This window comes from Pseudomonas sp. CNPSo 3701, from assembly GCF_028674975.1.
In the GTDB taxonomy this organism is placed as follows: Bacteria; Pseudomonadota; Gammaproteobacteria; order Pseudomonadales; family Pseudomonadaceae; genus Aquipseudomonas; species Aquipseudomonas straminea.
The window spans coordinates 160,035-181,860 of the sequence record NZ_JAQZSI010000007.1; the positions used below are offsets into that span (position 1 = coordinate 160,035).

At 65.0% G+C, this 21,826-nt stretch carries 20 protein-coding genes and 1 pseudogene; 14 read left to right on the plus strand and 7 right to left on the minus strand.

What is annotated here, in order from left to right:
- The first annotated feature begins 242 nt into the window (after nt 1-242).
- The 13 genes and pseudogenes from PVA39_RS19645 to PVA39_RS23575 all read left to right on the plus strand — a co-directional run bounded on the left by PVA39_RS19645 (nt 243) and on the right by PVA39_RS23575 (nt 14,206).
- Entirely contained in the window at nt 243-1,793 is a 1,551-nt protein-coding gene (locus PVA39_RS19645) for an acetolactate synthase large subunit (protein WP_274125471.1), read from the plus strand.
- Nucleotides 1,794-1,796: 3 nt separating this feature from the next.
- A complete protein-coding gene (locus PVA39_RS19650; RefSeq protein ID WP_274125472.1) occupies nt 1,797-3,287 on the plus strand; it encodes an aldehyde dehydrogenase family protein in 1,491 nt (496 codons plus the stop codon).
- Between the two features lie 25 nt (nt 3,288-3,312).
- Nucleotides 3,313-4,107 (plus strand): SDR family NAD(P)-dependent oxidoreductase, encoded by a 795-nt coding sequence (locus tag PVA39_RS19655; protein ID WP_027910200.1) that lies wholly within the window; start codon nt 3,313-3,315, stop codon nt 4,105-4,107.
- Nucleotides 4,108-4,117: 10 nt separating this feature from the next.
- Nucleotides 4,118-5,155 carry a WD40/YVTN/BNR-like repeat-containing protein gene (locus PVA39_RS19660; RefSeq protein WP_274125473.1) on the plus strand — a complete coding sequence of 346 codons (1,038 nt, stop codon included), beginning with the start codon at nt 4,118-4,120 and terminating at the stop codon, nt 5,153-5,155.
- A 10-nt stretch (nt 5,156-5,165) separates the two neighbouring features.
- Entirely contained in the window at nt 5,166-5,615 is a 450-nt protein-coding gene (locus tag PVA39_RS19665) for a VOC family protein (protein WP_027906094.1), read from the plus strand.
- Nucleotides 5,616-5,630: 15 nt separating this feature from the next.
- Nucleotides 5,631-6,233 (plus strand): amino acid synthesis family protein, encoded by a 603-nt coding sequence (locus PVA39_RS19670; RefSeq protein ID WP_075931145.1) that lies wholly within the window; start codon nt 5,631-5,633, stop codon nt 6,231-6,233.
- A gap of 14 nt (nt 6,234-6,247) precedes the next feature.
- On the plus strand, nt 6,248-7,084 hold the full coding sequence (locus PVA39_RS19675; RefSeq protein ID WP_274125474.1) for an alpha/beta fold hydrolase: 837 nt from the start codon (nt 6,248-6,250) through the stop codon (nt 7,082-7,084).
- Nucleotides 7,085-7,123: 39 nt separating this feature from the next.
- Complete coding sequence (locus PVA39_RS19680; protein ID WP_274125475.1) at nt 7,124-8,728, plus strand: bifunctional 3-(3-hydroxy-phenyl)propionate/3-hydroxycinnamic acid hydroxylase; 1,605 nt, start codon at nt 7,124-7,126, stop codon at nt 8,726-8,728.
- Complete coding sequence (locus PVA39_RS19685; RefSeq protein WP_274125476.1) at nt 8,725-9,507, plus strand: 2-keto-4-pentenoate hydratase; 783 nt, start codon at nt 8,725-8,727, stop codon at nt 9,505-9,507. The genes PVA39_RS19680 and PVA39_RS19685 overlap by 4 nt, the downstream gene beginning before the upstream one ends.
- 142 nt (nt 9,508-9,649) lie before the next feature.
- Entirely contained in the window at nt 9,650-10,597 is a 948-nt protein-coding gene (locus PVA39_RS19690) for a helix-turn-helix domain-containing protein (RefSeq protein WP_093502245.1), read from the plus strand.
- A gap of 31 nt (nt 10,598-10,628) precedes the next feature.
- Nucleotides 10,629-11,861: a multidrug effflux MFS transporter gene (locus PVA39_RS19695; protein WP_274125477.1), complete on the plus strand. Its 1,233-nt coding sequence runs from the start codon at nt 10,629-10,631 to the stop codon at nt 11,859-11,861.
- Nucleotides 11,862-12,355: 494 nt separating this feature from the next.
- A pseudogene (locus tag PVA39_RS23570) lies at nt 12,356-13,351 on the plus strand (methyl-accepting chemotaxis protein); the annotation flags it as partial.
- Nucleotides 13,352-13,492: 141 nt separating this feature from the next.
- Nucleotides 13,493-14,206 (plus strand): methyl-accepting chemotaxis protein, encoded by a 714-nt coding sequence (locus tag PVA39_RS23575; protein ID WP_443200991.1) that lies wholly within the window; start codon nt 13,493-13,495, stop codon nt 14,204-14,206.
- A 42-nt stretch (nt 14,207-14,248) separates the two neighbouring features.
- Here PVA39_RS23575 and PVA39_RS19705 read toward each other — a convergent pair whose 3' ends face one another.
- From PVA39_RS19705 to PVA39_RS19720, 4 genes are all read right to left on the minus strand, one after another.
- Nucleotides 14,249-14,869, minus strand: a complete 621-nt coding sequence (locus PVA39_RS19705) for a LysE family translocator (RefSeq protein ID WP_274125479.1) — start codon at nt 14,867-14,869, stop codon at nt 14,249-14,251.
- A gap of 196 nt (nt 14,870-15,065) precedes the next feature.
- Nucleotides 15,066-17,522, minus strand: a complete 2,457-nt coding sequence (locus PVA39_RS19710; protein ID WP_443200985.1) for a TonB-dependent siderophore receptor — start codon at nt 17,520-17,522, stop codon at nt 15,066-15,068.
- Nucleotides 17,523-17,613: 91 nt separating this feature from the next.
- Nucleotides 17,614-18,603: a FecR domain-containing protein gene (locus PVA39_RS19715; protein WP_274125480.1), complete on the minus strand. Its 990-nt coding sequence runs from the start codon at nt 18,601-18,603 to the stop codon at nt 17,614-17,616.
- Nucleotides 18,600-19,124 (minus strand): sigma-70 family RNA polymerase sigma factor, encoded by a 525-nt coding sequence (locus PVA39_RS19720; protein WP_274125481.1) that lies wholly within the window; start codon nt 19,122-19,124, stop codon nt 18,600-18,602. The genes PVA39_RS19715 and PVA39_RS19720 overlap by 4 nt, the downstream gene beginning before the upstream one ends.
- Nucleotides 19,125-19,375: 251 nt before the next feature.
- Here PVA39_RS19720 and pdxR point away from each other — a divergent pair, with 251 nt between their 5' ends.
- Nucleotides 19,376-20,878: a MocR-like pyridoxine biosynthesis transcription factor PdxR gene (gene pdxR / locus PVA39_RS19725; RefSeq protein ID WP_274125482.1), complete on the plus strand. Its 1,503-nt coding sequence runs from the start codon at nt 19,376-19,378 to the stop codon at nt 20,876-20,878.
- A gap of 7 nt (nt 20,879-20,885) precedes the next feature.
- Here pdxR and PVA39_RS19730 read toward each other — a convergent pair whose 3' ends face one another.
- From PVA39_RS19730 to PVA39_RS19740, 3 genes are all read right to left on the minus strand, one after another.
- Complete coding sequence (locus PVA39_RS19730; RefSeq protein ID WP_013792256.1) at nt 20,886-21,119, minus strand: zinc ribbon domain-containing protein; 234 nt, start codon at nt 21,117-21,119, stop codon at nt 20,886-20,888.
- Nucleotides 21,120-21,270: 151 nt separating this feature from the next.
- Nucleotides 21,271-21,615 (minus strand): YdbL family protein, encoded by a 345-nt coding sequence (locus PVA39_RS19735; RefSeq protein WP_274125483.1) that lies wholly within the window; start codon nt 21,613-21,615, stop codon nt 21,271-21,273.
- Nucleotides 21,616-21,625: 10 nt separating this feature from the next.
- Nucleotides 21,626-21,817: a YnbE family lipoprotein gene (locus PVA39_RS19740; protein ID WP_013792254.1), complete on the minus strand. Its 192-nt coding sequence runs from the start codon at nt 21,815-21,817 to the stop codon at nt 21,626-21,628.
- Nucleotides 21,818-21,826: the final 9 nt, after the last annotated feature.

Consider the following 21,826-nt stretch of genomic DNA (forward strand, 5'->3'; position numbering starts at 1 on the left):
TGTGCGGCCGCTACCTGCCGCTTTGCGTTTGCACCCACTACTGGCCCTGACGAGCGCTGCCCGCATGCACAGATGATGCAGGTGAGGGCAGAGAATCTCGCAGGCTGAGAAATGCTTGTCAAATTACCCTTAAAAATCTCATTTGTCTCGTATTTTGAGTAAATCATTAAAAATAGCTTGGCGGTTTTTTTGAATGATGGAATAAATCTCAAAAAACAACGCAAGCCTGCGAGGGCAGACGAATGAATGGTGCCGAATTACTGATCGAAGCTGCTGCCGCCAGCGGCGTCGAATACTGTTTCGCCAACCCGGGAACCACCGAGATTCCCCTGGTGGCCGCGATCGCGAAACATCCTGCGCTGACGCTCAAGCCTGTGCTGTCGCTGTTCGAGGGTGTGTGCACCGGCGCCGCTGACGGTTACGGACGCATTGCCGGCAAGCCAGCCATGACCCTGACCCACCTCGGCCCAGGCTTCGCCAACGGCATCGCCAACCTGCACAACGCCCGCCGCGCCAACACGCCGATCGTCAACGTGATTGGTGATCACGCCTCCTGGCACGTCAACTACGATCCACCTCTGGCCAGCGACATCGAAGCTCTGGCCGGTGCGGTGTCCGGCTGGGTGCGTACCTCACGTAGCGCCGAGCGGGTCGGTGAGGATTTCCAGAGCGCCGTGCAGGCCGCCTGGCAGCCACGCGGGCAGATCGCCAGCCTGATTCTGCCGATGGACCTGCAGGCCAACGAGGTGTCGGCTGGCGCCGCGCGCTTCGCGCCGCTGCAGGCACCGGTTCGCCGCCTGGCCGGCGACAAGGTCGAGCAGGTGGTAGCGGCCCTCAAGGCCGGCAAGCGCCTGGTGTTCATCGTCGGCGACAGCGGCCTCACGGCTGAAGGGCTTCAGGCCGCTGGCCGCCTGGCTCACCTGCCGGGTGTGCGGTTGTTCGCCGAGACCTTCCCGCGCGTCAGCCACCGTGGTGGTGGCCTGCCGGATCTCGACCGCCTGCCGTACTTCCCGGAAGTGGCCATCGAGATTCTCGACCAGTACGACCTGGTGGTATGCGCCGGTGTGCCGGAGCCGATCAGCTACTTCGGCTACGAAGGCATCGCCTCGCGGCTGGCCGAGCGTGATCGCCTGCTGTCCCTGGCCGAGGTCGGCGACGACGTGGTCGGCGCGATCAGCGCGGTGGCCGACGCCCTGCAGGCACCGGCCCATGTGCCTGTGCCTCAAGGCATCGAGATGCCGCCGGCCGAAGACGCACTGTCGCCGCAGTCGATCGGCAAGGTGCTCTCCGCTGCCCTGACTCACGACTGCATCGTATCCATCGAGGGCGGCACCTGCGGTTACCCGTTTTTCACCGCCTCGGCCGGCGCGGCCCGCCACCGCGTGCTGACCAACACCGGCGGCGCCATCGGCCAGGGCATTCCGGCCGGCTTCGGTGCGGCCCTGGCCGAGCGTGGCAACACCGTGTTCTGCCTGCAGTCGGACGGCAGCGCCCAATACACCATCCAGACCCTGTGGAGCATCGCCCGTGAGCAGCTGCCGGTGATCATTCTGATCGCCGCCAACCACCGCTACGCGATCCTGCAGAACGAGCTGCGCCGTTACGGCGTGACCGACTTCGGCCCGCAAGCATTGGCCCTGACCGAACTGGATCGCCCGCGGGTGGACTGGAAGGCCCTGGCCAAGGGCTACGGCGTACCGGCCAGCACCGTGCGCACCAACCTTGAATTGCGTCAGGCCCTGGCGAATGCCATCGCCAGCGCGGCGCCCTGCCTGATCGAAATGGAGCTGTGAGCCATGAGCGAGATTCAACTGCTACCTGCTGTCCGTGAATTCCTTGCCACACCCAAGCGCCTGCTGATCGGTGGTCAGTGGGTGGAGGCAGCCAGTGGCAAGCGTTTCGCCGTCGAGAACCCAGCCACTGCCACTCAGCTATGTGAAGTCGCCGAGGGAGAGGAGGCCGATGTCGACGCCGCCGTCGCCGCTGCCCGTGCCGCCTTCGAAGGCCCGTGGCGCTGGGAAACCCCGGCGCGCCGCGGCTACCTGCTGTTTCGCCTGGCCGAGTTGATCGACGCGCATCGCGAAGAGCTGGCGCAACTGATCACCCTGGAGAACGGCAAGACCATTGCCGCCGCCCGCGGTGAGGCCACCAGCGCCGCCAACATCGTCCGCTACTTCGCCGGCTGGCCGACCAAGATCGAAGGCAGCACGCTGCCGGTGTCGCCGGCCAGCGGCGCGCCGATGCTCAACTACACCCTGCGCGAGCCGGTGGGCGTGTGTGCGCTGATCGTGCCGTGGAACTTCCCGCTGAACATGTGCGTGTGGAAGCTCGGCCCGGCCCTGGCCACCGGCTGCACCGCGGTACTCAAGCCCGCCGAGCAAACGCCGCTGGTGGCCGTGCGCCTGGTGCAACTGATCGAAGAGGCGGGCTTTCCCGCTGGCGTGGTCAACCTGCTCACCGGCTTCGGCGCCCGCACCGGCGCGCCGCTGTCCCAGCACGCCGATGTCGACAAGATCGCCTTCACCGGCTCGACCCACGTTGGCCGCCTGATCGCTCAGGCTGCTACCAGCAACATGAAGAAGGTATCCCTGGAGCTGGGCGGCAAGTCGCCGAACATCATCCTGCCGGACGCCGACATCGTGCGCGCCGCCAAGGGCGCGGCCGACGGTATTTTCTACAACCAGGGCCAGGTGTGCACCGCCGCCTCGCGCCTGTACGTGCATGAATCGGTGCTCGATCAGGTGCTCGAGGAGCTGCGCAAGCACGCCGCCGCCCACGTCATCGGCTCCGGTCTGGACAGTCGCAGCACCCTCGGGCCGCTGGTGTCCGAGCGTCAGTTGAACACCGTGAGCGGTTACCTGCAGCGCGGCGTGCAGGACGGTGCCGAGCTGATCTGCGGCGGCAAGCGCCCGGCGCATCTGGAACAAGGCCACTTCATCGAGCCCACGGTGTTCTTCGACCGCGCCGAGCAGGCCTGTGTGGCCCGCGAGGAAATCTTCGGCCCGGTGCTCACGGTGATGAGCTGGAACGACGTCGACGAACTGGCCCAGCGCGCCAACGACTCGCCCTACGGCCTGGCCGCTGGCCTGTGGACCCGCGATCTGCGCTCGGCGCATCGCCTAGCCGCGCAGCTCAAGGCCGGTTCGGTATGGATCAACTGTTGGAACGTGGTCGATCCGGCCTCGCCCTTCGGTGGCTACAAGCAATCCGGCTGGGGCCGGGAAATGAGCAAGAACGTGATCGACGCCTACACCGAGACCAAAAGCGTCTACGTCGATCTCGCCTGACCGCACGACAACAAGAGGAATCATCATGGATCTGCAACTCAAAGACCGCGTCGCCATCGTCACCGGCGGCGGCATGGGCATCGGCAAAGAAGTCGCGCGCTTTCTCTCCGAGGAAGGCTGCAAGGTAGTGATCTGCGCACGCCGCATGGAATATCTGCGCGCCGCGGCCGAGGAAATCACCGCGCAAACCGGCAACGAAGTGCTGCCGCTGTTCTGCGACACCAACGACATGCAGGCCGTGTCGACCATGGTGCAACAGGCCAAGGATCACTTCGGCCGCATCGACATCCTGGTCAATGGCGCCGCTGCGCCGTCCGGCGTGGTGCGCAACGACATCGAGCACGCCGGCGACGACGAGCTGCTGTCGGACCTCAACACCAAGGTGATCGGCTACTTCCGCTGTGCCAAGGCGGTGACTCCGCACATGAAGGCCGCTGGTTTCGGCCGCATCATCAATATCGGTGGCCTCACCGGTCGTGGCAGCAAGGTGCTGTCGGGCATGCGCAACCTGGCCATCACCCACATGACCAAGACCCTGTCCGACCAGCTCGGCCCGTCGGGGATCACCGTCAACCTGATTCACCCTGGCGTGGTCGACACCCCGCACATCCACGAGCTGTACGAGCGTGAAGGCGTCAAGCAGGGCAAAACCCCTGAGCAGGTCGAGCAGGCCTACATCGATGCCACGCCGATCCGCCGCACCCTGCAGCCGATCGAAATGGGCTGGCTGATCGGCTTCCTGGCATCCCCAAAAGCGGCCGCCGTTACCGGCGAGTCCATCGGTATCGATGGCGGCCTGACCCGCGGCATCTTCATCTGAGGAGGCAATCATGAGCAACGGAACCCTGTTGGTGGCCACCGTCGGCCAGGCGGTGATCCGCAGCGCCGACGACGGCAAGACCTGGCATCGTCTGGGCCTCGGCCAGGCCATCGAGTTCGACGCCATCACCCGCTCGTTGAGCGTCAGCCCGCAAGCGCCGGAAGTGATCTACGCCGGCACCGATGTCGGCCTGTGCGTAAGCCATGACACCGGCGGCAAGTGGACCCGCGTCGACTCGCCGTTCAATGGCGAAACCGTGTGGAAAGTGGCGGTCGACCCGAAAGACGCCAAGCGCATCTTCGTCGGCACCGGCGCGCCATCGCGCGCCGTGCTGTGGCGCACTCTGGACGGCGGCGCCAGCTGGTACCGCGTGCCGGTGGAGATTCCCGAGTTCTGCGAGGGCGTCAGCAAGCCGCGCCTGCTGGCTTTCGCCTATGACCCGACCGACCGTAACCAGGTGTGGTTCGGCCTGGAAGAGGGCGGCCTGTTCCACAGCCGCGATGGCGGCGACACCTTCACCCGCGTCGATGACCGCCTGCTGTGGGACTACAACTCCGATGTGCACAACATCGTTGTGCTGCCCAACCACGGCAAGAAGGTCATCGTGGTGGTGTGCGTCAACGCCGTGTACCGCAGCTTCGACGAAGGCGCGACCTGGACCGGGATCATCGGCGCCGAAGCCTTCGGCCTGTATTACGTGCGCGTGCTCAATGCGCCGGTGGGCAGCGAAGACACCTTGTACCTGAGCATCTCCGACGGCACCCCGGGCACCACCAGCAAGGTGCTGGTATCGCGCGACGCCGCGGCGACCTGGGAAGTGCTGCCGCTGTCGCAGCAACCCAACTCCTGCGTCTGGGCCATCGCTTTCAACCCGGCCAACCCGCAGCAGATCGTCGCCGGTACCAAGTACGGCCACCTGTTCACCTCGGCGAACGGCGGTAACGGCTGGCAGAAGCAGTGGCGCGAATTCAGCGAAATCGCCGACGTGCTGTGGACGCCTGCGGTCGCGCAGATCAAGGCCGGGCACACGTCCGTCATCAAGAAGTGAGGGCCCCGCGATGAAAATCGACATTCTCCGCACCCATATCTCGCTGTTCGTCACCGACCCGGACGCCTCGGCGCTGTGGTACGCCGATGTGCTGGGCATGCACGAAAGTGCCCGGGGCGAAGCCTGGGTGATGATGGCCTTCGGCAGCAAGCACCACGACATCGCGCTGATCAAGGCCGAGCCCGGCGCCCACCAGGGCGGGCTGGGCCTGCAGCACTACGGCCTGGAAGTGGCCGGCGACATGACCACGCTGCGCGAGCTGTACGGCATGTTGCTGAGCAAGGGTGTGGAGATCGTCAAGATCACCGATCACGAGATCGGCAACGGCCTGTACTTCCATGATCCGGACGGCAACCGCCTGGAATTCTTCTTCGAAACCGAACACGACGACGCGTTGGCCAAGGCGCGTTTTAAGGCGGCCGGCGCGCCGAGCCGCAACTTCACCGTCGACCCCCTCTGAGCAAGGAACACCTTCATGAAAGCCAAGAACTTCGCCAGCTACCACATCCGCAAGTGGTACAGCTTCACCGAGGAAACCCACGCCAATGAGACCGGCCAGTTGGCCGACGGCGAGCCGGTATTCAAGTACGTGATCGCTGCCGCCATCCACAATCCCTATGCCGGGCGCTTCAGCGAGAACCTCGATGAGCTGATCAACGATTCGCCGCTGCTCGGCAAGGAGTTCGGCCGTCGTATCAACGAGCTGGCCGCCGGTCGCAGCGTGATCAGCTACGGCAAGGCCTGCCTGGTCGGCAGTGCCAGCGAGTACGAGCACGGCAACGCCTTTTTGACCAACCCGGCCGCCGATCCGATTCGCGTTGCCCTGGGTGGCGGCAAATCCTGGGTGCCTTCTACCGGCAAGCGCGGCGCGCCGGGCGTGACCATCGATATTCCGCTGGCCCACAAGGACGCCCTCTACGTGCGTTCGCACTACGACACCGTGTCTGCCTCCTTTGGTGACGGCCCGGCGCCGGATGAAGTGATCATCATCTGGGCCTTCGCCACCCGCGGCCGCCTGCATGCACGTCTGGGCGGTCTGACCGCCGACGCCATCAAGGGCGACAACGGGCTGACCTGATTGGGAGATTCACCATGTCCAACAGTCACTTCTTCCACAACCGCTCGAAGCTGCCGCTGCACTTTCTGCAGTGGGGCAACCTGGACGCCACGCCGGTGATCCTGCTGCACGGCCTGCGCGCCTATGCGCAGACCTGGCAGTCGCTGGCCGAGTCCCTGGGCGACGCGTTCTGCTGCTACGCACTCGACCAGCGCGGGCGCGGACTGAGTGACTGGGCCGACAGCCACACCTATTGCACCGAGCACTACGTGCGCGACCTCGAAGATCTGGTCGAGTACCTGCACCTGGATCGCTTCATGCTGGTGGGCCATTCCCTGGGCGGCGCCAATGCCCTGGAATACGCCCGCCAGCATCCGGGCCGGCTGTCGGCCCTGGTGATCGAAGACATCGGCCCGGGCTCGTCGAGCGCGGGTGACGGCGCCGAGCGGATCCGCCGCGAGATGCGCGAAACCCCGCTGTATTTCACCGACTGGGAGCAAGCACGGGCCTTCTGGCAGCGCTCGCGTCCTGGTCTGTCCAGCGAAGGGCTGGCATCGCGGCTGGCTCATTCGATGAAGGAAACCGAGCAGGGCATCACCTGGCGCCATGATCAACAGGGCATCGCCGAGGCGCGCCTGAGCATCACCCCGACCGACCTGTGGCCTGCGGTGCATGCACTGGACTGCCCGACGCTGTTCATCCGTGGTGGGCGCTCGGATTTCCTGCCGCTGCAAACCCTGAGCGCGCTGGAAAGCGCCAATAGCAACATCCAGACAACCGTGATCGCCGACGCCAGCCACTACGTGCACGACGACCAGAGTGCCGTGTTCAACGAGGTCGTCGGCGACTTCCTCCGGGCACAACGAAGCTAGCCCGAACTACACCAAAACCTACAAGAAGCAGGTGAAAGCATGAAACGCGAGACGACTCAGGTAGTCATCGTCGGCGGAGGCCCGAATGGCATCGCCATGGCCCACTACATGGGCCTGCACGGCATCGAATGCGTGGTGCTGGAGCTGGCAGAGGGTGTGCTGCCCTATCCGCGTGCGGTGGGCATGGACGATGAGGCGTTGCGCGTGCTGCAGGGCATCGGCATCGCTGACACCGCCATTCGCGACATGATTTGTGACGTGCCGCTGCGCTACTACAACGCCCGCGGCGTGTGCTTTGCCGAAGTCAAACCGACGGTCGCCGAGTACGGCTGGCCGATGCGCAACATCTTCATGCAGCAGCTGCTCGAAGGCACGCTGCGCGATGCGTTGCCAGGCCGGGAGAGCGTCGAGCTGCGCCTGGGCCACGAGATGCTCGACCTTAGCCAGAACGAGGAGGGCGTGACCCTGCAGGTCAAGGGCGCCGACGGCGAATCCTATGAGCTGCATGCGCAATACGTGGTTGGCGCCGACGGTGGCCGCTCCTGCGTACGCAAGAAGCTCGGCATTGAATTGCTGGGCATGACCCATCCGCGCAAGTGGGTGGTGGTCGACGTCACCAACGATTCGCTGGATGCGCCGTACACCGCACTGCATGCCGACCCCGAGCGGCCGTTCGTGTGCATCTACCTGCCTTACCGCCAGCGCCGCTGGGAGTTCATGCTCAAGGAGGGTGAGGACGAGGCGAAGATGTGCGAGGAATCCACCATTCGCCAGCTCATTCGCGGCCATATCGGCGATGCGGTGGACGAGCTGGAGATCGTGCGCATCCGTGCCTACACCCACAATTCGCGGGTCGCCGCGCGCTTCGTCGAGGGCCGTGTGGCCCTGGTCGGCGACGCCGCACATATCTCGCCGCCGTGGGCCGGTCAGGGCCTGAACTCCGGCCTGCGTGACGTCGCCAACCTGGCCTGGAAGCTGGTTGCCGTGCTCAAGGGCCGCGCCTCGCCGAGGATCATCGCCAGTTACGACGTCGAGCGCCGTGGTCACGCCACCGACCTGATCAGCCTGGCCGACAACATGGGCGCCGTGCTGGGCCTGACCAATCCGCTGATGGCCGGCGTGCGTGACTGGCTGTTCCAGGCGGTGAACACCGTCGACAACCTGCGCTCGCACCTGCTGGAGTTCAAGTTCAAGCCGAAGGCCACCATCATCAAGGGCCTGGTGCACCACGAGCGTGAAGAGCTGCGCGAAGGCGATCTGGTCGGCCAGCTGTTCGTGCAGCCCTACATCGAAGACGGTGAGCGCAATCGCCGCCGCCTCGACGAGGTGCTCGGCGACTCCTATGCGGTGCTCGGTTATCGGGTCAACCCGACCGCCGAACTCAGCGAGACGACCAAGGCTTATTGGGCGCGCTGGAACACCCAGTTCATCCAGGTCAATCGCTCGCGCAGCGGCAGCCGCAACCAGCCGCTGAGCGCCGACGGGGTAATCAGCGTGGAAGACGTCGACAACAAGCTGGGCAACTGGTTTTCCAAGGTGCGCGACTGCGTGGTGGTGGTGCGTCCGGATCGCTTCGTCGCTGCCATCACTACGCCGGAGCGGCTGGAAAGCGTGCTGGCCAAGCTGCAGGGGCAACTGTCATGAGTCAGGCCAATCTGGCCCAGCGCCTGCTACAGGCGACTCGCGAGCGGGTGGCTCTGCCTCGTGAGCAGGGCGACGGTCTGAGCCTGGCCGCCGGTTACGAGCTGCAGCGTCTGGGCGTGCTGGTGCGCGAGGCGCGGCATGAGCGCCTGAACGGCTGGAAAGTGGCGTTTGCCGGCGCCGCGGCGCAGCGCCGTTTTGGCCTCAGCGAGCCGGTGTACGGGGCGCTGACCGATGCCATGGCGATTGCCGAAGGCCAGGCGGTGGAGCTTACCCTGCTGATCCAGCCCAAGCTGGAAATCGAGCTGGCCCTGGTGCTCGGCCAGGATCTGAACCCTGGCTTTTACAGCGATGAAGAATTGCTCGCTGCCATCGGTGAAGTGGCCGCCGCCTTCGAGATCGCCGACTGCCGCTGGCAGGCATGGAGTTTCGAAGCTGGCGCCTTCGTGGCCGACAACTCGGCCGCTGCGGCCTATTGCCTGTCCGCCCGGCAGCCTTTCGATGTACGTCGTCATGCTCAGGTCGAATACCGCCTTGTCCATGAAGGCCACGCGCTGGGTGGAGGGGGCAGCAGCCTGGGCGAGGAGTCGCCGCTCGCCAATGCCTGCTGGCTTATCCGCCGGCTGTTGGCTGATGGGCATCGGCTGGCTGCCGGGCAGGTCATCCTGTCGGGGGCGCTATTACCGCCTATCGGAATCGAGCCGGGCACCTACCGGCTGAGCATGCTTGGCATGGAATTGGCTCTGGAATTCAAAGCAGGACAAAGGCCGGAGAGCCTGTAGTGGCATATCGCCGTTTAACGCGCGGATGCGCAAAACAATAAAAGTGGCCGGGAGGGGAAAATGCGCGTTTCGCTACAGCGCCTTTCGCCGCCAGAGCCATGTGTGGCTAAGCGTTACACACAAGCCGTGGAGTGCAGTGATCATGTTCGCAGAAGTCCGTTCCTTCAATGACCCACAACAACACGCCGGCTCGATTCTCGGCTGGCGCCAGGTGTATGACCAACTCGGCCGTGGCAGCCTGAGCACGCAGTTGCAGCAGGTGTCTTCCGAGCGCTTCCAGATCTTTCAGGAAGTGCTCGACAAACGTGTGGTGCAGCACGGCCACGCGCCAAAAGGGCGCCTGTGTCTGGCCCTGGTGCTCAACTCGGCCTGCGCACCGGTGGTGCAGAAGCACGAAGTGGGCGCCCATAGTGTGGTGCTACTACGTGATGGTGAGGAGTTCCTGCTGCACGCCCCGGAAGGCACGCATTTGCTCGCGGTGACAGTGGATACCGTACGTTTCGCCAAGCTGGCGGCGCTGGAGTTGCCGCAGCAGCAGCTCGATTTGCTCAAGAGTGCGTCGCAGATCGCCGTACCGGATGCGGCGCTTAAACGCTTTCAGCAGCATGTCTATCCGGTGTTCCAACACCTGCTGCACAAGGCGGACGAGGTCAGTGAGGCGGCCGAGCGGCTGCTCGAGGACGGCCTGATCGATGCCCTGCTGGACCTGTTCGGCAGTGCCCAGAGCGAAAGCCGCGGCCGTCACGGTAACCTGGCGGTCAGCTCGTACCTGGTGAAGAAAAGCCAGGAGCTGGCCCGCGATTGTGCCGACGAGCCGCTGAGCGTGCTGGATCTGTGCGAGCGCCTGCGCGTCAGCCGCCGCACCTTGCAGAACAGCTTCCATGTGGTGGCTGGCATTCCGCCGGTGGAGTACCTGCGTAACCTGCGCCTCAACGCAGTACGCCGGCGCCTGGCCAGCACCTCGACCGAGGCCTGCGGTGTGGGCGAAGCGGCGGCGCAGATGGGCTTCTATCACCTGAGCCATTTCTCGCGGAACTACCGCGGCCTGTTCGGCGAGTACCCGTCTGAAACCCGCCGCGCTACCGGCTGATTCGTCCCTTCGCCAACCTGAGAGCGCCTGAATGACATCGCAAACCCAGCCACGCTGGCTCGTGTGGCTGCTGGCCACGCTCGCCGCTTTTTCGCCGCTGTCCATCGACACTTACCTGCCGAGCCTGCCGGACATCGCGCGCGAGCTGGGCACTCGCGATGCCCAGGTGCAGCTGACCATCGGTGTGTTTCTGGCCGGACTCTGCTCGGGCATGTTGCTCTATGGGCCGTTGTCGGACCGCTACGGGCGCCGCCGCCTGATGCTCGGCAGCCTGCTGCTGTACATCCTCGCCTCGGCCGGCTGCATCTGGGTGACGAGCGTCGAGCAACTGATCCTGCTGCGTTTTCTGCAGGCGGTCGGCGGCGCCGGCGCTCTGGTCCTGGCGCGCACCGTGGTGCGTGACCTCTACCCCTTGAGCGAGGCAGCGCGGGTGCTGTCGCTGATGCATGTGATCGCCATGGTCGCCACGCTGCTGGCGCCCATCATGGGCACATACCTGGTGCTGCTTGGCGGTTGGCGGATCATCTTCGTGATGCTGTTTCTGCTCGGCGCCGGTTGTCTGTTCGCGGTAGCCACTTCCCTGCAGGAGAGCTTGCCTGTCAGCTCGCGCACGCAGTCGGTGCTGGGCTCCTTTCGCCACTACGTCACCGTAATGCGTGATCCATTGGCGCTGTGCTACATCCTCGCCATGGGCCTATCGGTGGGCGGCATGTTCGCCTTCATCACCGCGTCGCCGTTCCTGTTCATCCACCACTTCGGTTTCTCGCCACGGGCGTTCAGCCTGCTGTTCGGGCTGAACATCGTTGGCATCATTGTGGCCACCATCATCAACGCGCGGCTGGTGCGGCGCCTGGGGCCGCTGCAGATGCTCGGTGTCGGCAGCGTAGTGGCGGCTTGTGCGGGCGCGCTGCTGATCGTCATCGGCCTGACCGGTTGGGGGCAGCCGTTCTCGATCACTGGCGGCGTGCTGCTGTTCATGGGCATCAGTGGCCTGATCGGCGCCAACTGCATCGCCAGCCTGATGGGGCTGTTCCCCGGTAATGCCGGCGCCGCGGTGGGCTTGGGCATCTCCTTGCAGTTCGCTTGCGGGGCTTTGTTCAGTTGGCTGGTCAGCGTATTGGCAGACGGCACGGCGCGGCCCATGTGCCTGGTGATCGGCTTCGCCGGCCTGGGCAGTCTCGCTTGTTATCGGGCAATCCGTCATTTGATGCGCCAGCCGCAACGTCAGGCCGTCAGGCGCGCACTCGGCGCTCAGGATCGGTAAGGATACCGCGAGCTGGCAGTGCAAATGACTAGCACCCAGCGTTTCTGCAGGCAGGATCTACCACGTCTTGATTAATGCATTTTGTTGAATAAAAAATCCTATATTTGCATTGGATTGAATTATTGGCGTCTGCCACTCTCGCTACGTTCCCGTCTTATTGCTGCGTTGATGCTACCTCCACCGGTCAGCTGATCGAGCTGATGCTGGCCGCTGGCTCTCCAGCTTTTGCCGTACGCCCGATATCCGGCTATGCCCTCGACACGATGTAGCGTTGCTGGCTGCCCTTAGGTGTAGCGCTCGGCCGTGTGGAGTCGAGCGAGCAGGCAAGCCTGGGCGGGACTACGCGCCTGGCGCAAGCATCCACCCATAGGATGCAGTTCGCCTCGTTGCGGTGACTTATAAAAACTAGGGGAAGGAGTTCTGCCATGTACCACTGGCTCGCCAGCGTGAGTGTCGCCAAAAAGCTGATGATCGGCTTCGGCTTGTTGTTATTGATGAGCCTGCTGATCTTCTGGTCCGGCTGGAGCTCCATCTCCGGGTTGTCCTACCGGATGGACCGCATGGGCGCGGTCAACAAGCTGATGGATGACATGGGCGACATGCGCCTGGCCCGCGGCGACTATCTGCAGAGCCAGGGCGACGTCGACAACGCCAAGGTACTGGACGCCAAGATCGATACCACCGCCCAGACCCTCGCAGGCCTCAAGGCGTTCTTCACTACGCCATTCAACCTCAAGCACCTCGACGACATGACCCAGAGCCTGCAGGCCTACCGCATGGGCGTCGACGGCCTTAAGGCTGCTTACCAGCAGATCGACGCCTCGCGCCTGGTACGCCGTACCACCGGCGACAAGGCGCTGCAGCTGCTCGACGGGCTGGACAAGTACGTCACCGAAAGCGCCGACGTGGAAACCCAATACAAGGTCTATCGCGCGGTGAAGGACGTGCAGATGCAGTTCCTGTTCGCCCGCTTCGAAACCCGTGCTTACACCTACAGCAACAACCCCAAGAGTTTCGCCGCCGCTGCCGGGGCGGTCGACAAGACGCTGGCCAGCCTCGGCGTGCTGCGCCAGGCGCTGGGCAGCGCCGATGGTGCTGCGCTTGCCGAGCTCGGCCAGGTGGTGCAGGGCTACCGAGACTCGCTGCAGACCCACCAGAGCGCGCTGCAGCAGATCAACACCAGCAGTGCCGAGGTGCAGAAGCAGGGCGACAACATGCTGCACATCAGCCAAGAGCTGTACGCCAACCAGATGCAGCTGCGCGCCGAAGACACCGACAAGGCTGCCTGGACCATGGGCCTGTGTCTGCTGCTCGCCCTTACGCTGGGCGTGATCGGCGCGGTGCTGATTACCCGGCAGATTGCACCGCCGCTGCGCGCCGCCCTGCAGAATGTGCGGCGTATCGCGGCCGGCGACCTGACCTACCAGGCCACCAGCCGACGCGGCGATGAAATCGGTCAACTCGAACAGGGCCTGGATGAGATGGCCAGCAACCTGCGGCAACTGATCGGCCACATCGGCGATGGCGCGACGCAGATAGCCAGCGCCACCGAAGAACTCTCGGCCATCACCCAGCAGACCCGTGCCGGTGCCAGCGAACAGAAGCTGGAAACCGAGCAGGTCGCCACCGCCATGCACGAAATGACCACTACTGTGCACGACGTGGCCCGTAACGCGGTGGACACCGCCAGTGCGGTGGATCATGCGGCACGTGATGCCAACGAGGGGGCGCGTATCGTGCTCAAGGCCATCGAGCAGATCGAGAACCTTACCGGCGAGGTGCAGCTGACCAGCGATGCCATCGGTAGCCTGGCCGCCGAGAGTGACCGTATCGGCAGCATGCTGGACGTGATCAAGTCGGTCGCCGAGCAGACCAACCTGCTGGCGCTCAACGCCGCCATTGAGGCAGCACGGGCCGGCGAGGCTGGCCGTGGGTTCGCCGTGGTGGCCGACGAGGTGCGTGGCCTGGCGCAGCGCACCCAGCAGTCCACCCAGGAGATCGAAGGGCTGATCGGCGCGTTGCAGCAGGGCACCCGCAACGCCGTGCAGCGCATGGACGCCAGCCTCAGCCTGACCACCGACAGCGTCGAACTGGCCCGCAATGCCGGGCAGGCGCTGTCGAGCATCACCTCGAACATTTCCGCCGTGCAGAGCATGACCCAGCAGATTGCCGCCGCGGCCGAGCAGCAGGGCGCGGTGGCCGAGGAGATCAACCGCAGCGTGTTGAACGTGCGCAGCATCACCGAGCAGGCCTACACCGCCAGCGAGCAGACCAGCGAGGCGAGCCAGGAACTGGCCAAGCTCGGCGGCGCGCTGCAGAGCCAGGTGCAGCGCTTTCGGGTCTGACCAGGCGGCAAAGCCTGCAGCGCTTCCTGGCGCTGCAGGCATTCAACCCTTCAGCAGCATCACCAGCATGCCCACGGCCAGGGCGATCAGTACCAGGCCGGAAAGCCGTTCGAGCAGCGGCAGGGCGCGCTGGAAGTTGCGCAGCAGCCGGCCATTGCCGATGGCCAGGGCCACCAGCAGATCCCAGCCGAGCACCACGGCGAACATCCACACGCCATAGAACGCCTTCCAGCCGGCACTGCTCTGGGCGCCCAGCATGCTCGCCAGGCTGACGTAGAACAGCGCGTTCTTGGGGTTGAGAATGCCGGACAGAAAACCCATGCCAGCCGCTTGCAGCCAGGAGGCGCGGCTGGCGGGCGCCGCCTCGCCCGGTGCCTGCAGCATGCTGCCGGCATGGCGAATGAACAGTACGCCCAGGTACAGCAGGTACAGGCAGCCGACCAGCTGCAGGGTGATGAACGGCGCGCTGCCAGGCTGCAGCACCGACATGCCGGTAAAGGCGGCGACGATGAACGCTCCGTTGGCCACGGCGATGCCCAGGCAGGCGCCACTGGCGACCCGCCAGCCCGCTGCCAGGGACGTGCGGGCGACCAGAAAGAAGTCCGGACCGGGGGAAATCAGCGCCAGGAAGTGGGCGGCGGCAATGATCAGGAACTGCTGCATGGCGGGCATCGCTCATCTGGGAAGAAAGGTCCGCCAGTCTGTCGCTCCGTACCTAGGCCGTATTGAAGGAAATCGTCAGGCAGCGCTTTGACCGACCATGTCGCTCAGGTCGGATTTCGCCATGGTATCGACCTCCAGCGCCTGCTCTGCCGGTTACCAGGCCAGCCGCCTATGGGACGGCCGACCTGAGCGTTCGCTACCAGCGGAAGTTCACCGCGGTCACCAGTTGGCGCTCGTCGCCATAGGTGCAGGTGGCGAATTCGCAGTAGGTGTATCGCTTGTTGGTGAGGTTGTTGGCGTTGAGGCTGATGTCCCAGTTCGCGTCGAGCTGGTAGCTGACCATGGCATCGAACAGGGTGTAGGCAGGCATCGCCGAGTCCATTTCGGAGGCCTGGGTGGTGCCCTTGTAGCGGGCGCCGGCGCCGACGGTGAGCTGCGGCAGGTTGAGGCGCATGAAGTTGTAGTCCAGCCACAGCGCCGCCTGGTGATAGGGCGTGTCCTCGCTGCGTTGGCCGACTTCGCCGGCGATGTCGCTCTCGGTGATGCGCGCATCGATATAGGCGTAGGAGGCGATCAGGCTGAGGTCCTCTGTCACGTCCGCCTTGGCTTCCGCCTCGAAGCCGCGCGAACGCACTTCGCCCGTCTGCGTGGCGATGCTGGTGGCAGGGTCCTGCTTGAACACGTTCTGCTGGGTCAGCTCGAAAACCGCGGCACTGAGCAGCAGGTTGCGGCCATCGGGCTGGTAGCGAATCCCCGCTTCGTATTGCTTGCCTTCGGTAGGCACGAAGCTCTGCCCGCCGGCAACGGCCACCGACACCGGGAAGAACGATTCGCTGTAGCTCAGGTACGGCGCCAGGCCGTTATCGAACTTGTACACCAGGCCGGCGCGGTAGGTGGTGGCCTCGTTGTCCTGGCTGGTGCGCACGCCGTTGCGATGCTGTTGCTGGTCCTGGTCGGCCCAGTCGTGGCGCACGCCGAGTACGGCGACCCAACGATCGTCGATGTTGATCTGATCCTGCAGATAAACGCCTTTTTGCAGGGTGTCGATCTGTGAGCCGCGCTCCAGGCTGCGGTCCTTGTTCACCACCACCGGCTGCCCGTAGTTGTAGCGGCTCAGATCCAGCGACGGCGCGACGCCGCGAAAGTTGTGCGAGTCGTAGCTCATGTCGTAGGCATCGAAGCCCAGCAGCACGCTGTGCTCCGCACCACCAAGCTGCCATTTCGACTCGATGTTGGTGTCGCTGGCCAGGCCGCGGGCGCGTTCGTGGCGGTCGCTGTACTGGCGCTGCAGGATGCCCGTGGTGGCCGCCTGATTGATCACGGCGGCAGTCAGACCGTTACCGCCGGTACGCACCTGCAGGTACTTCCAGTCCACTTCGGTCTGGTAGTAACGCAGCTTGTGGTTGATGCGCAGCTGCTCGTTGAAGTGGTGCTCGAACTCGTAACCGAGCGTCGACATCTCGCCGTTCATCTCGTTGTAGTCGGGCTCGCCGATGAAGTCGTGGCGACCGATCTGGTATGCCGCGTCGCCCACGCCCTTGACCAGTTGGTAGGGCAGCGGCGCGGAGAAGCCCGTTTCGGTCTTCTGGTAGAACGACAACAGGGTCAGGGAGGTGTCTTCGTTCGGGCGCCAGGTCAGTGCCGGGGCGATATAGAGCCTGTCGTCGTCGATGTGATCCTGAGGTGTGCCGCTGTCGCGAGTGAGCAGGGTCAGGCGGTAGCTCAGGGTATCGCTGTCACCGAGCGGGCCGCTGAAGTCGGCGGACAGCTGCTTGCGGTCGTTCTGGCCGACCTGCAGGTTGAGTTCGTGCAGCGGCTCGCGAGTCGGCCGCTTGCTCACCCCGTTGATCATGCCGCCTGGCGACAGCTGCCCGTAGAGCACCGAGGCCGCGCCGCGAATCACCTCGACACGCTCCAGGCCATAGGGCTCCTGAATGCCGTCATAGGAATTGTTCTGCAGGCGCAGGCCATCGCGCAGCGAGCCGCCGGTGGCGGACTCTACATCGAGACCACGGATCCGAAAACGGTCCGCCGTGCGGTTGAAACTGGTCGGCTGGCTGGTGACGCCCGGTGTGTAGCTGAGTGCCTGGGAAAGGGTCTCTGACTGGCGATTGCGCAGCTCGTCGCGGGTGACCACCGAGATCGATTGCGGCGTATCGACCAGGGCGGTATCGGTCTTGGTAGCGCTGCTGTTGCGCAGGGCCACGTAGCCGGCCAGCGGTTCACCCGGCAGCTCGGCATTGCCGTCGGCGATGCCGGATACCGTGGTGCTGTCCAGCTCCAGCGCGCCGCTGGCCGGCAGCGGGCGCAGTACATAACCTCCGCCGCCCTGATCGACTGCCTCCAGCCCGGAGTTTTGCAGCACCAGGGCGAGCCCGGCGGTGACCGAGTAGTTGCCGTTCAGGCCGGGGCTGGTCTTGCCGCTGGCCAGGTCGTTATGGCCGGCGAGGTAGATACCGGCCTGGGCGGAAAACTGGTTGAGCACGCTGTTCAGCGGCCCTGGCGCGATGCTGTAGGTGCGCACCGCCTGACTTTCCTGCGCGGTGGCCGGCAGGGCGATCAGCAGCGTCGGGGTGAGGGACAGCGCCATGGGCAACGCCAGGGCGAGTGGTCGCAGGGAGAAGTGGAAAGCGTGCGCGGCTGGCAAATGCATGATGGCCCCAGGGGTGGTCTGATCGGTTGGCTTCTCAGGGATTACCGAGCCAGATCTGCAAAAGGGAACCGCGCCGATGAATTAATTTCGTTCAGGCCCCGCTCGGCTCGACGGTTACCCACCAGTCGGTCAGCCGCTGCACGCGAATGGGCAGGGCGGCCTGCAGCAGGCGCAGGCTTTGCTCGCTGTCGTCCAGCGGGAAATAGCCCATCACCGGCAGGTTGGCGACCGCCGGGTTGCAGCCCAGGTGGCCGCGGCGAAATTGCCCTAACTCGTCGAGCAACTGGCCCAGCGGCATGCCTTCGGCAGCCAGCACATGACGCGTCCATGATTCGCGGGCGCCGGCTGCGGCTTGTACGGCGCCAATCTGCGCAGTGTCGAAGGTGACTTGCTGGCCGGCGGGGATGCGCAGGGTTTGCTGGTTGCCTGCGGTACGGATTTCCACCGTGCCGTCGAATACTGTCAGCCAGGTTTGCGTATCGCTCTGGCGCACGCTGAAGCGCGTGCCCAACGCCTGCATGCGCCCGTGCCGGCTGGCGATGAAGAACGGGCGAGTATCGCGGGCAGTGTCGACCAGCACTTCGCCAGCGAGCAGGTGCAGCAGGCGCACGGCGTCGTCGAAGTCGGCGTCCACCGCGCTGCCCGCGTTGAGCCACAGGCGAGTGCCGTCGGCCAGGCGGGTTTCGCGCACCTCGCCGATGTCGGTGGCGAAGTCGGCGGTCCAGCCGGCGACCAGGCGCGGCAGTGCCGTGTGGCGCCAGGCGCTCCACGCCACCAGGCTACCAGCGCCGACGATCAACAGGCTCTTCAAACCCTCGCGCCGGGTCAGGCCGGAGCGGCCAGGCTGGGCCAGAGCACGGCGCAGCGTCTGTCCGTCGTCCTGTTGCTGCAACTGGCCGAAACGCTGGCTGACGCGCTCGACATAGTGCCAGGCGTCGCGGTGTTCGCCGTGTTGCTCCAGCCACCGCTGCCATTGCTGGCGCAGCTGGCCATCGGCCTGCTCGTCGTGCAGGCGCACGTACCAGTCGGCGGCCTGCTGCAGGCTGGCGTGGCTTAGGGTGTGGGGGCGCGGGTTGATCATTCGACCAGCAGACCGTCGAGTTCGGCTTCGAGCAGGGCGCAGTGCAGCAGCGCCTGGGCCAGGTATTTCTTGACCATGCGCTCGGACACGCCGAGCTGCGTGGCGATCTGGCGATAGGGCAGGCCGTCGAGCTGGGCGAGCAGAAACGCCTGGCGCACCCGCGCGGGCAGGCGCAGCAGCATGGCGTCCACTTCGTGCAGGGTTTCGATGATCAGCGCGGCCTGCTCTGGCGACGGCTGCAGCGCTTCCGGGCGGCTGGCCAGGGCACTCAACCAGGCGTGTTCCAGCTGTTTGCGGCGCCAATGATCGATGCTCAGGCCGCGGGCGATGGTCGCCAGGTACGAGCGTTCGCCACTGTGGCTGTCGAAGCGACGCGGGCGCAGCAGCAGGCGCACGAAGGTGTCCTGCACCAGGTCGGCGGCATCGGCGCTGTCACCCAGGCGACGACGCAGGAACTGCTGCAGCCAGCCGCGATGGCTGGCGTACAGCTGGTGCAGGGCGGAGGTATCGGAAGGCATCATCGAGAGCACGTACCCGAAGGCGTTTGCGCGCCTCAATGCAGATAAGAATTAGTCGCAAATTAGAACAAGATGCGTCGATTGCTGCAATGGGGTGGCAGTCGATTCTGAGCTGGAGCCGAGCGGCTCGTTACGGTCCAGCTGTTGTTGGGCTGTTCGTTGGGGCTGACGGTCTGATGGAGTCATTAGCTGCTTGAAGTGGATCAGCGTAATGAGCCATAAAGTACCAACTGATTGATCCAAGTGAGGCGATGATGGCGAGCGGAAAAATAGGCCCCCTGGTGGTTTCGTTGCCGCTCGGTGTACCGCAGCCCGGTGAGAGCCTGCAGCGCTGGCTGTATGGTGCGCTGCGCGAGGCGATCCTCAGCAGTCGCCTGCCATCGGGTAGCCAGTTGCCCAGCACCCGCGCCCTGGCCGAGCGCTACGGTATGGCCAGGGGGACCGTGCAGGCGGCCTATCAGCAACTGCAATCCGAAGGTTATCTGGATACCGGGAGCGGCTATGGCACGCGGGTGTGCACGGTGCTGCCGGATGCCACGCTCAACGCCGGCAATGCCCGGCGGGCGGTCCGGGCGCCCGTCGAGCAGCCGCGGGCCGCGCCGGACACGGAATGGTCGCAGCGCTTGCAGGCGGAAAAACCGGTGTTCATGAGTGGCGCTGCCCAGCGCGGCTTGCGGCCGTTCTTCCCGCATCGGGGTGATGTGCTGGCGTTTCCCATCGACCTGTGGCGCAAGCTGCACACCGCCCATCTGCGTTCTTCACGCCTGCTGGACATGCTCGATGCCGACCCCGCCGGCCTGCCCGCGCTGCGCAGTGCCATCGCCCAGTACCTGGCGATTGCCCGGGGCGTGCAGGTCGATGCCGAACGCATCGTGATCCTCGGCAGCGTGCAGCAGGCGCTGGATCTCACCTTGCGCTTGCTGGTGGCGCCGGGTGAACGGGTGTGGATGGAAGACCCCGGCTACCCCGGCGCCCGGCAACTGATGAAGGCGAGCGGCGTGGCGGTGGTCGATGTGCCGGTCGACCGCGAAGGCCTGCAGGTCGACACGGCCCTGGGCCTGGCGCCGGATGCGCGGCTGGCCTACGTCACGCCCTCGCACCAGGCGCCGCTGGGCGGCGAACTGTCGCCAGCGCGGCGTTTGGCGTTGCTGCGCTGGGCCGACGAGCAGGGCAGCTATATCTTCGAGGACGATTACGACAGCGAGTACCGCTTCGTCGCCAAGCCCATTCCAGCGCTGCGCAGCATGGCCGGGGCCGATGCGTCGGTGATTCTCGCCGGTACCTTCAGCAAGCTGCTGTTTCCGTCCCTGCGCATGGCCTATGTGGTGCTGCCGCCGCAGTTGGTCGACGGTTTCACGCGCCTGGTGTCGTTGACCGCGCGGCATGCCAACAGCCTGGCCCAGGCGGTACTGGCGGATTTCATCGACCAGGGCCACTTCGATCGCCACCTGCGGCGCATGCGCAAGCTCTACGCCACGCGGGCCGAGGCATTTTCAGAGGCCGCCGAGCGGCATTGGCAGGGGTTGATCGAGGTACCGCCGATTCGCGCCGGCCTGGATGTGGTGTGCCGGCTTCACGGCGTGGAGGAGGGTGATGCCCAGGCGCGCCTGGCCCAGGCGGGCATCGACGTGATGCCCCTGCAGCGCTATTGCATGCAGCCCCAGGTGCCAGGGCTGGTGATGGGTTTCGCGGCGTACGACGAAGCGGCCATCGATGTGGCCGCCAGGGACGTGGCGCGGCTGCTTCGCCGCCCCTGAGCGCTGCTCAACTGGCGACGATGATCACGGTGATGCAGATCATCGCCACCACGCCAAACACCATGCGGGCGATCCACGGGGCGGTGAGCCAGGCGGTGGTCGCGCCGGCCACCTGACCGACGTTCTTCTCGGTAAGCCAGCGATTACCGGGTTGCGCTTGCATCGGGTTGCCGCACTGCGGGCAGGCATAAGCCTTGTCGGAGATGCGGTGTTGGCATTCGGGGCAGTCGATAAGGCTCATCTCGGTCGTCCTCTGATCGGTGGCGATAGCTGGAGGTGAGACTGGGCGCCGCTAACCGAGTTCCGCGCCAGGCCAGAGCTGACGCGGGCTACGGGATTTTTTGCGGGAAATTGAGAAAGCGCTCGCACCGTGCGGCGAGCGCTCTGCGGCGTCACTTGCGGCGCCACTGTCCTTGCTGCTGGATGTACTGGCCGGCCGGGGTCTTGTCGATGGCCTTCTGGCCAGCGATGGTTTCCACGTCGCTGAGCTGGATGCCGTTCTGCTGGGCGAGCTTCTGGTATTCGGCACGGCGTGCAGCGTTGATCAGCTTGGCGATCTCGTCGGCCTGGCCGGCGGATTTGACCACGCCGAGGTAGCCGTTGGGCATTTCGCCGAGCTGGCCGCTGGCCTTGGCGTCACCCAGGGCGGACATCGCCTCGTTGAGGCTGATGGCGTGGGCCGGCAGGCTCAGGCTCAGCAGCAGCAACAGGCCGGCGAAAGGTTTGATCAGATTCATGCGTGGCTCCTCAGAACAGTCCGCTGGATTCACTGAACATGCTGTCCAGCGCCTTATCCACCTTGATATAGATCTCGTGCTCGATCTTCACATTCAGGTTGATGTTGATCGGCTCGTTGGGCATCGCCAGTTGTACCGTCGGGGTACAGGCTGTGGTCAGCAGCCCCAGCAGCAGGGCGGTGATGCAACTACGCAAGCGCATGGCGCTTCT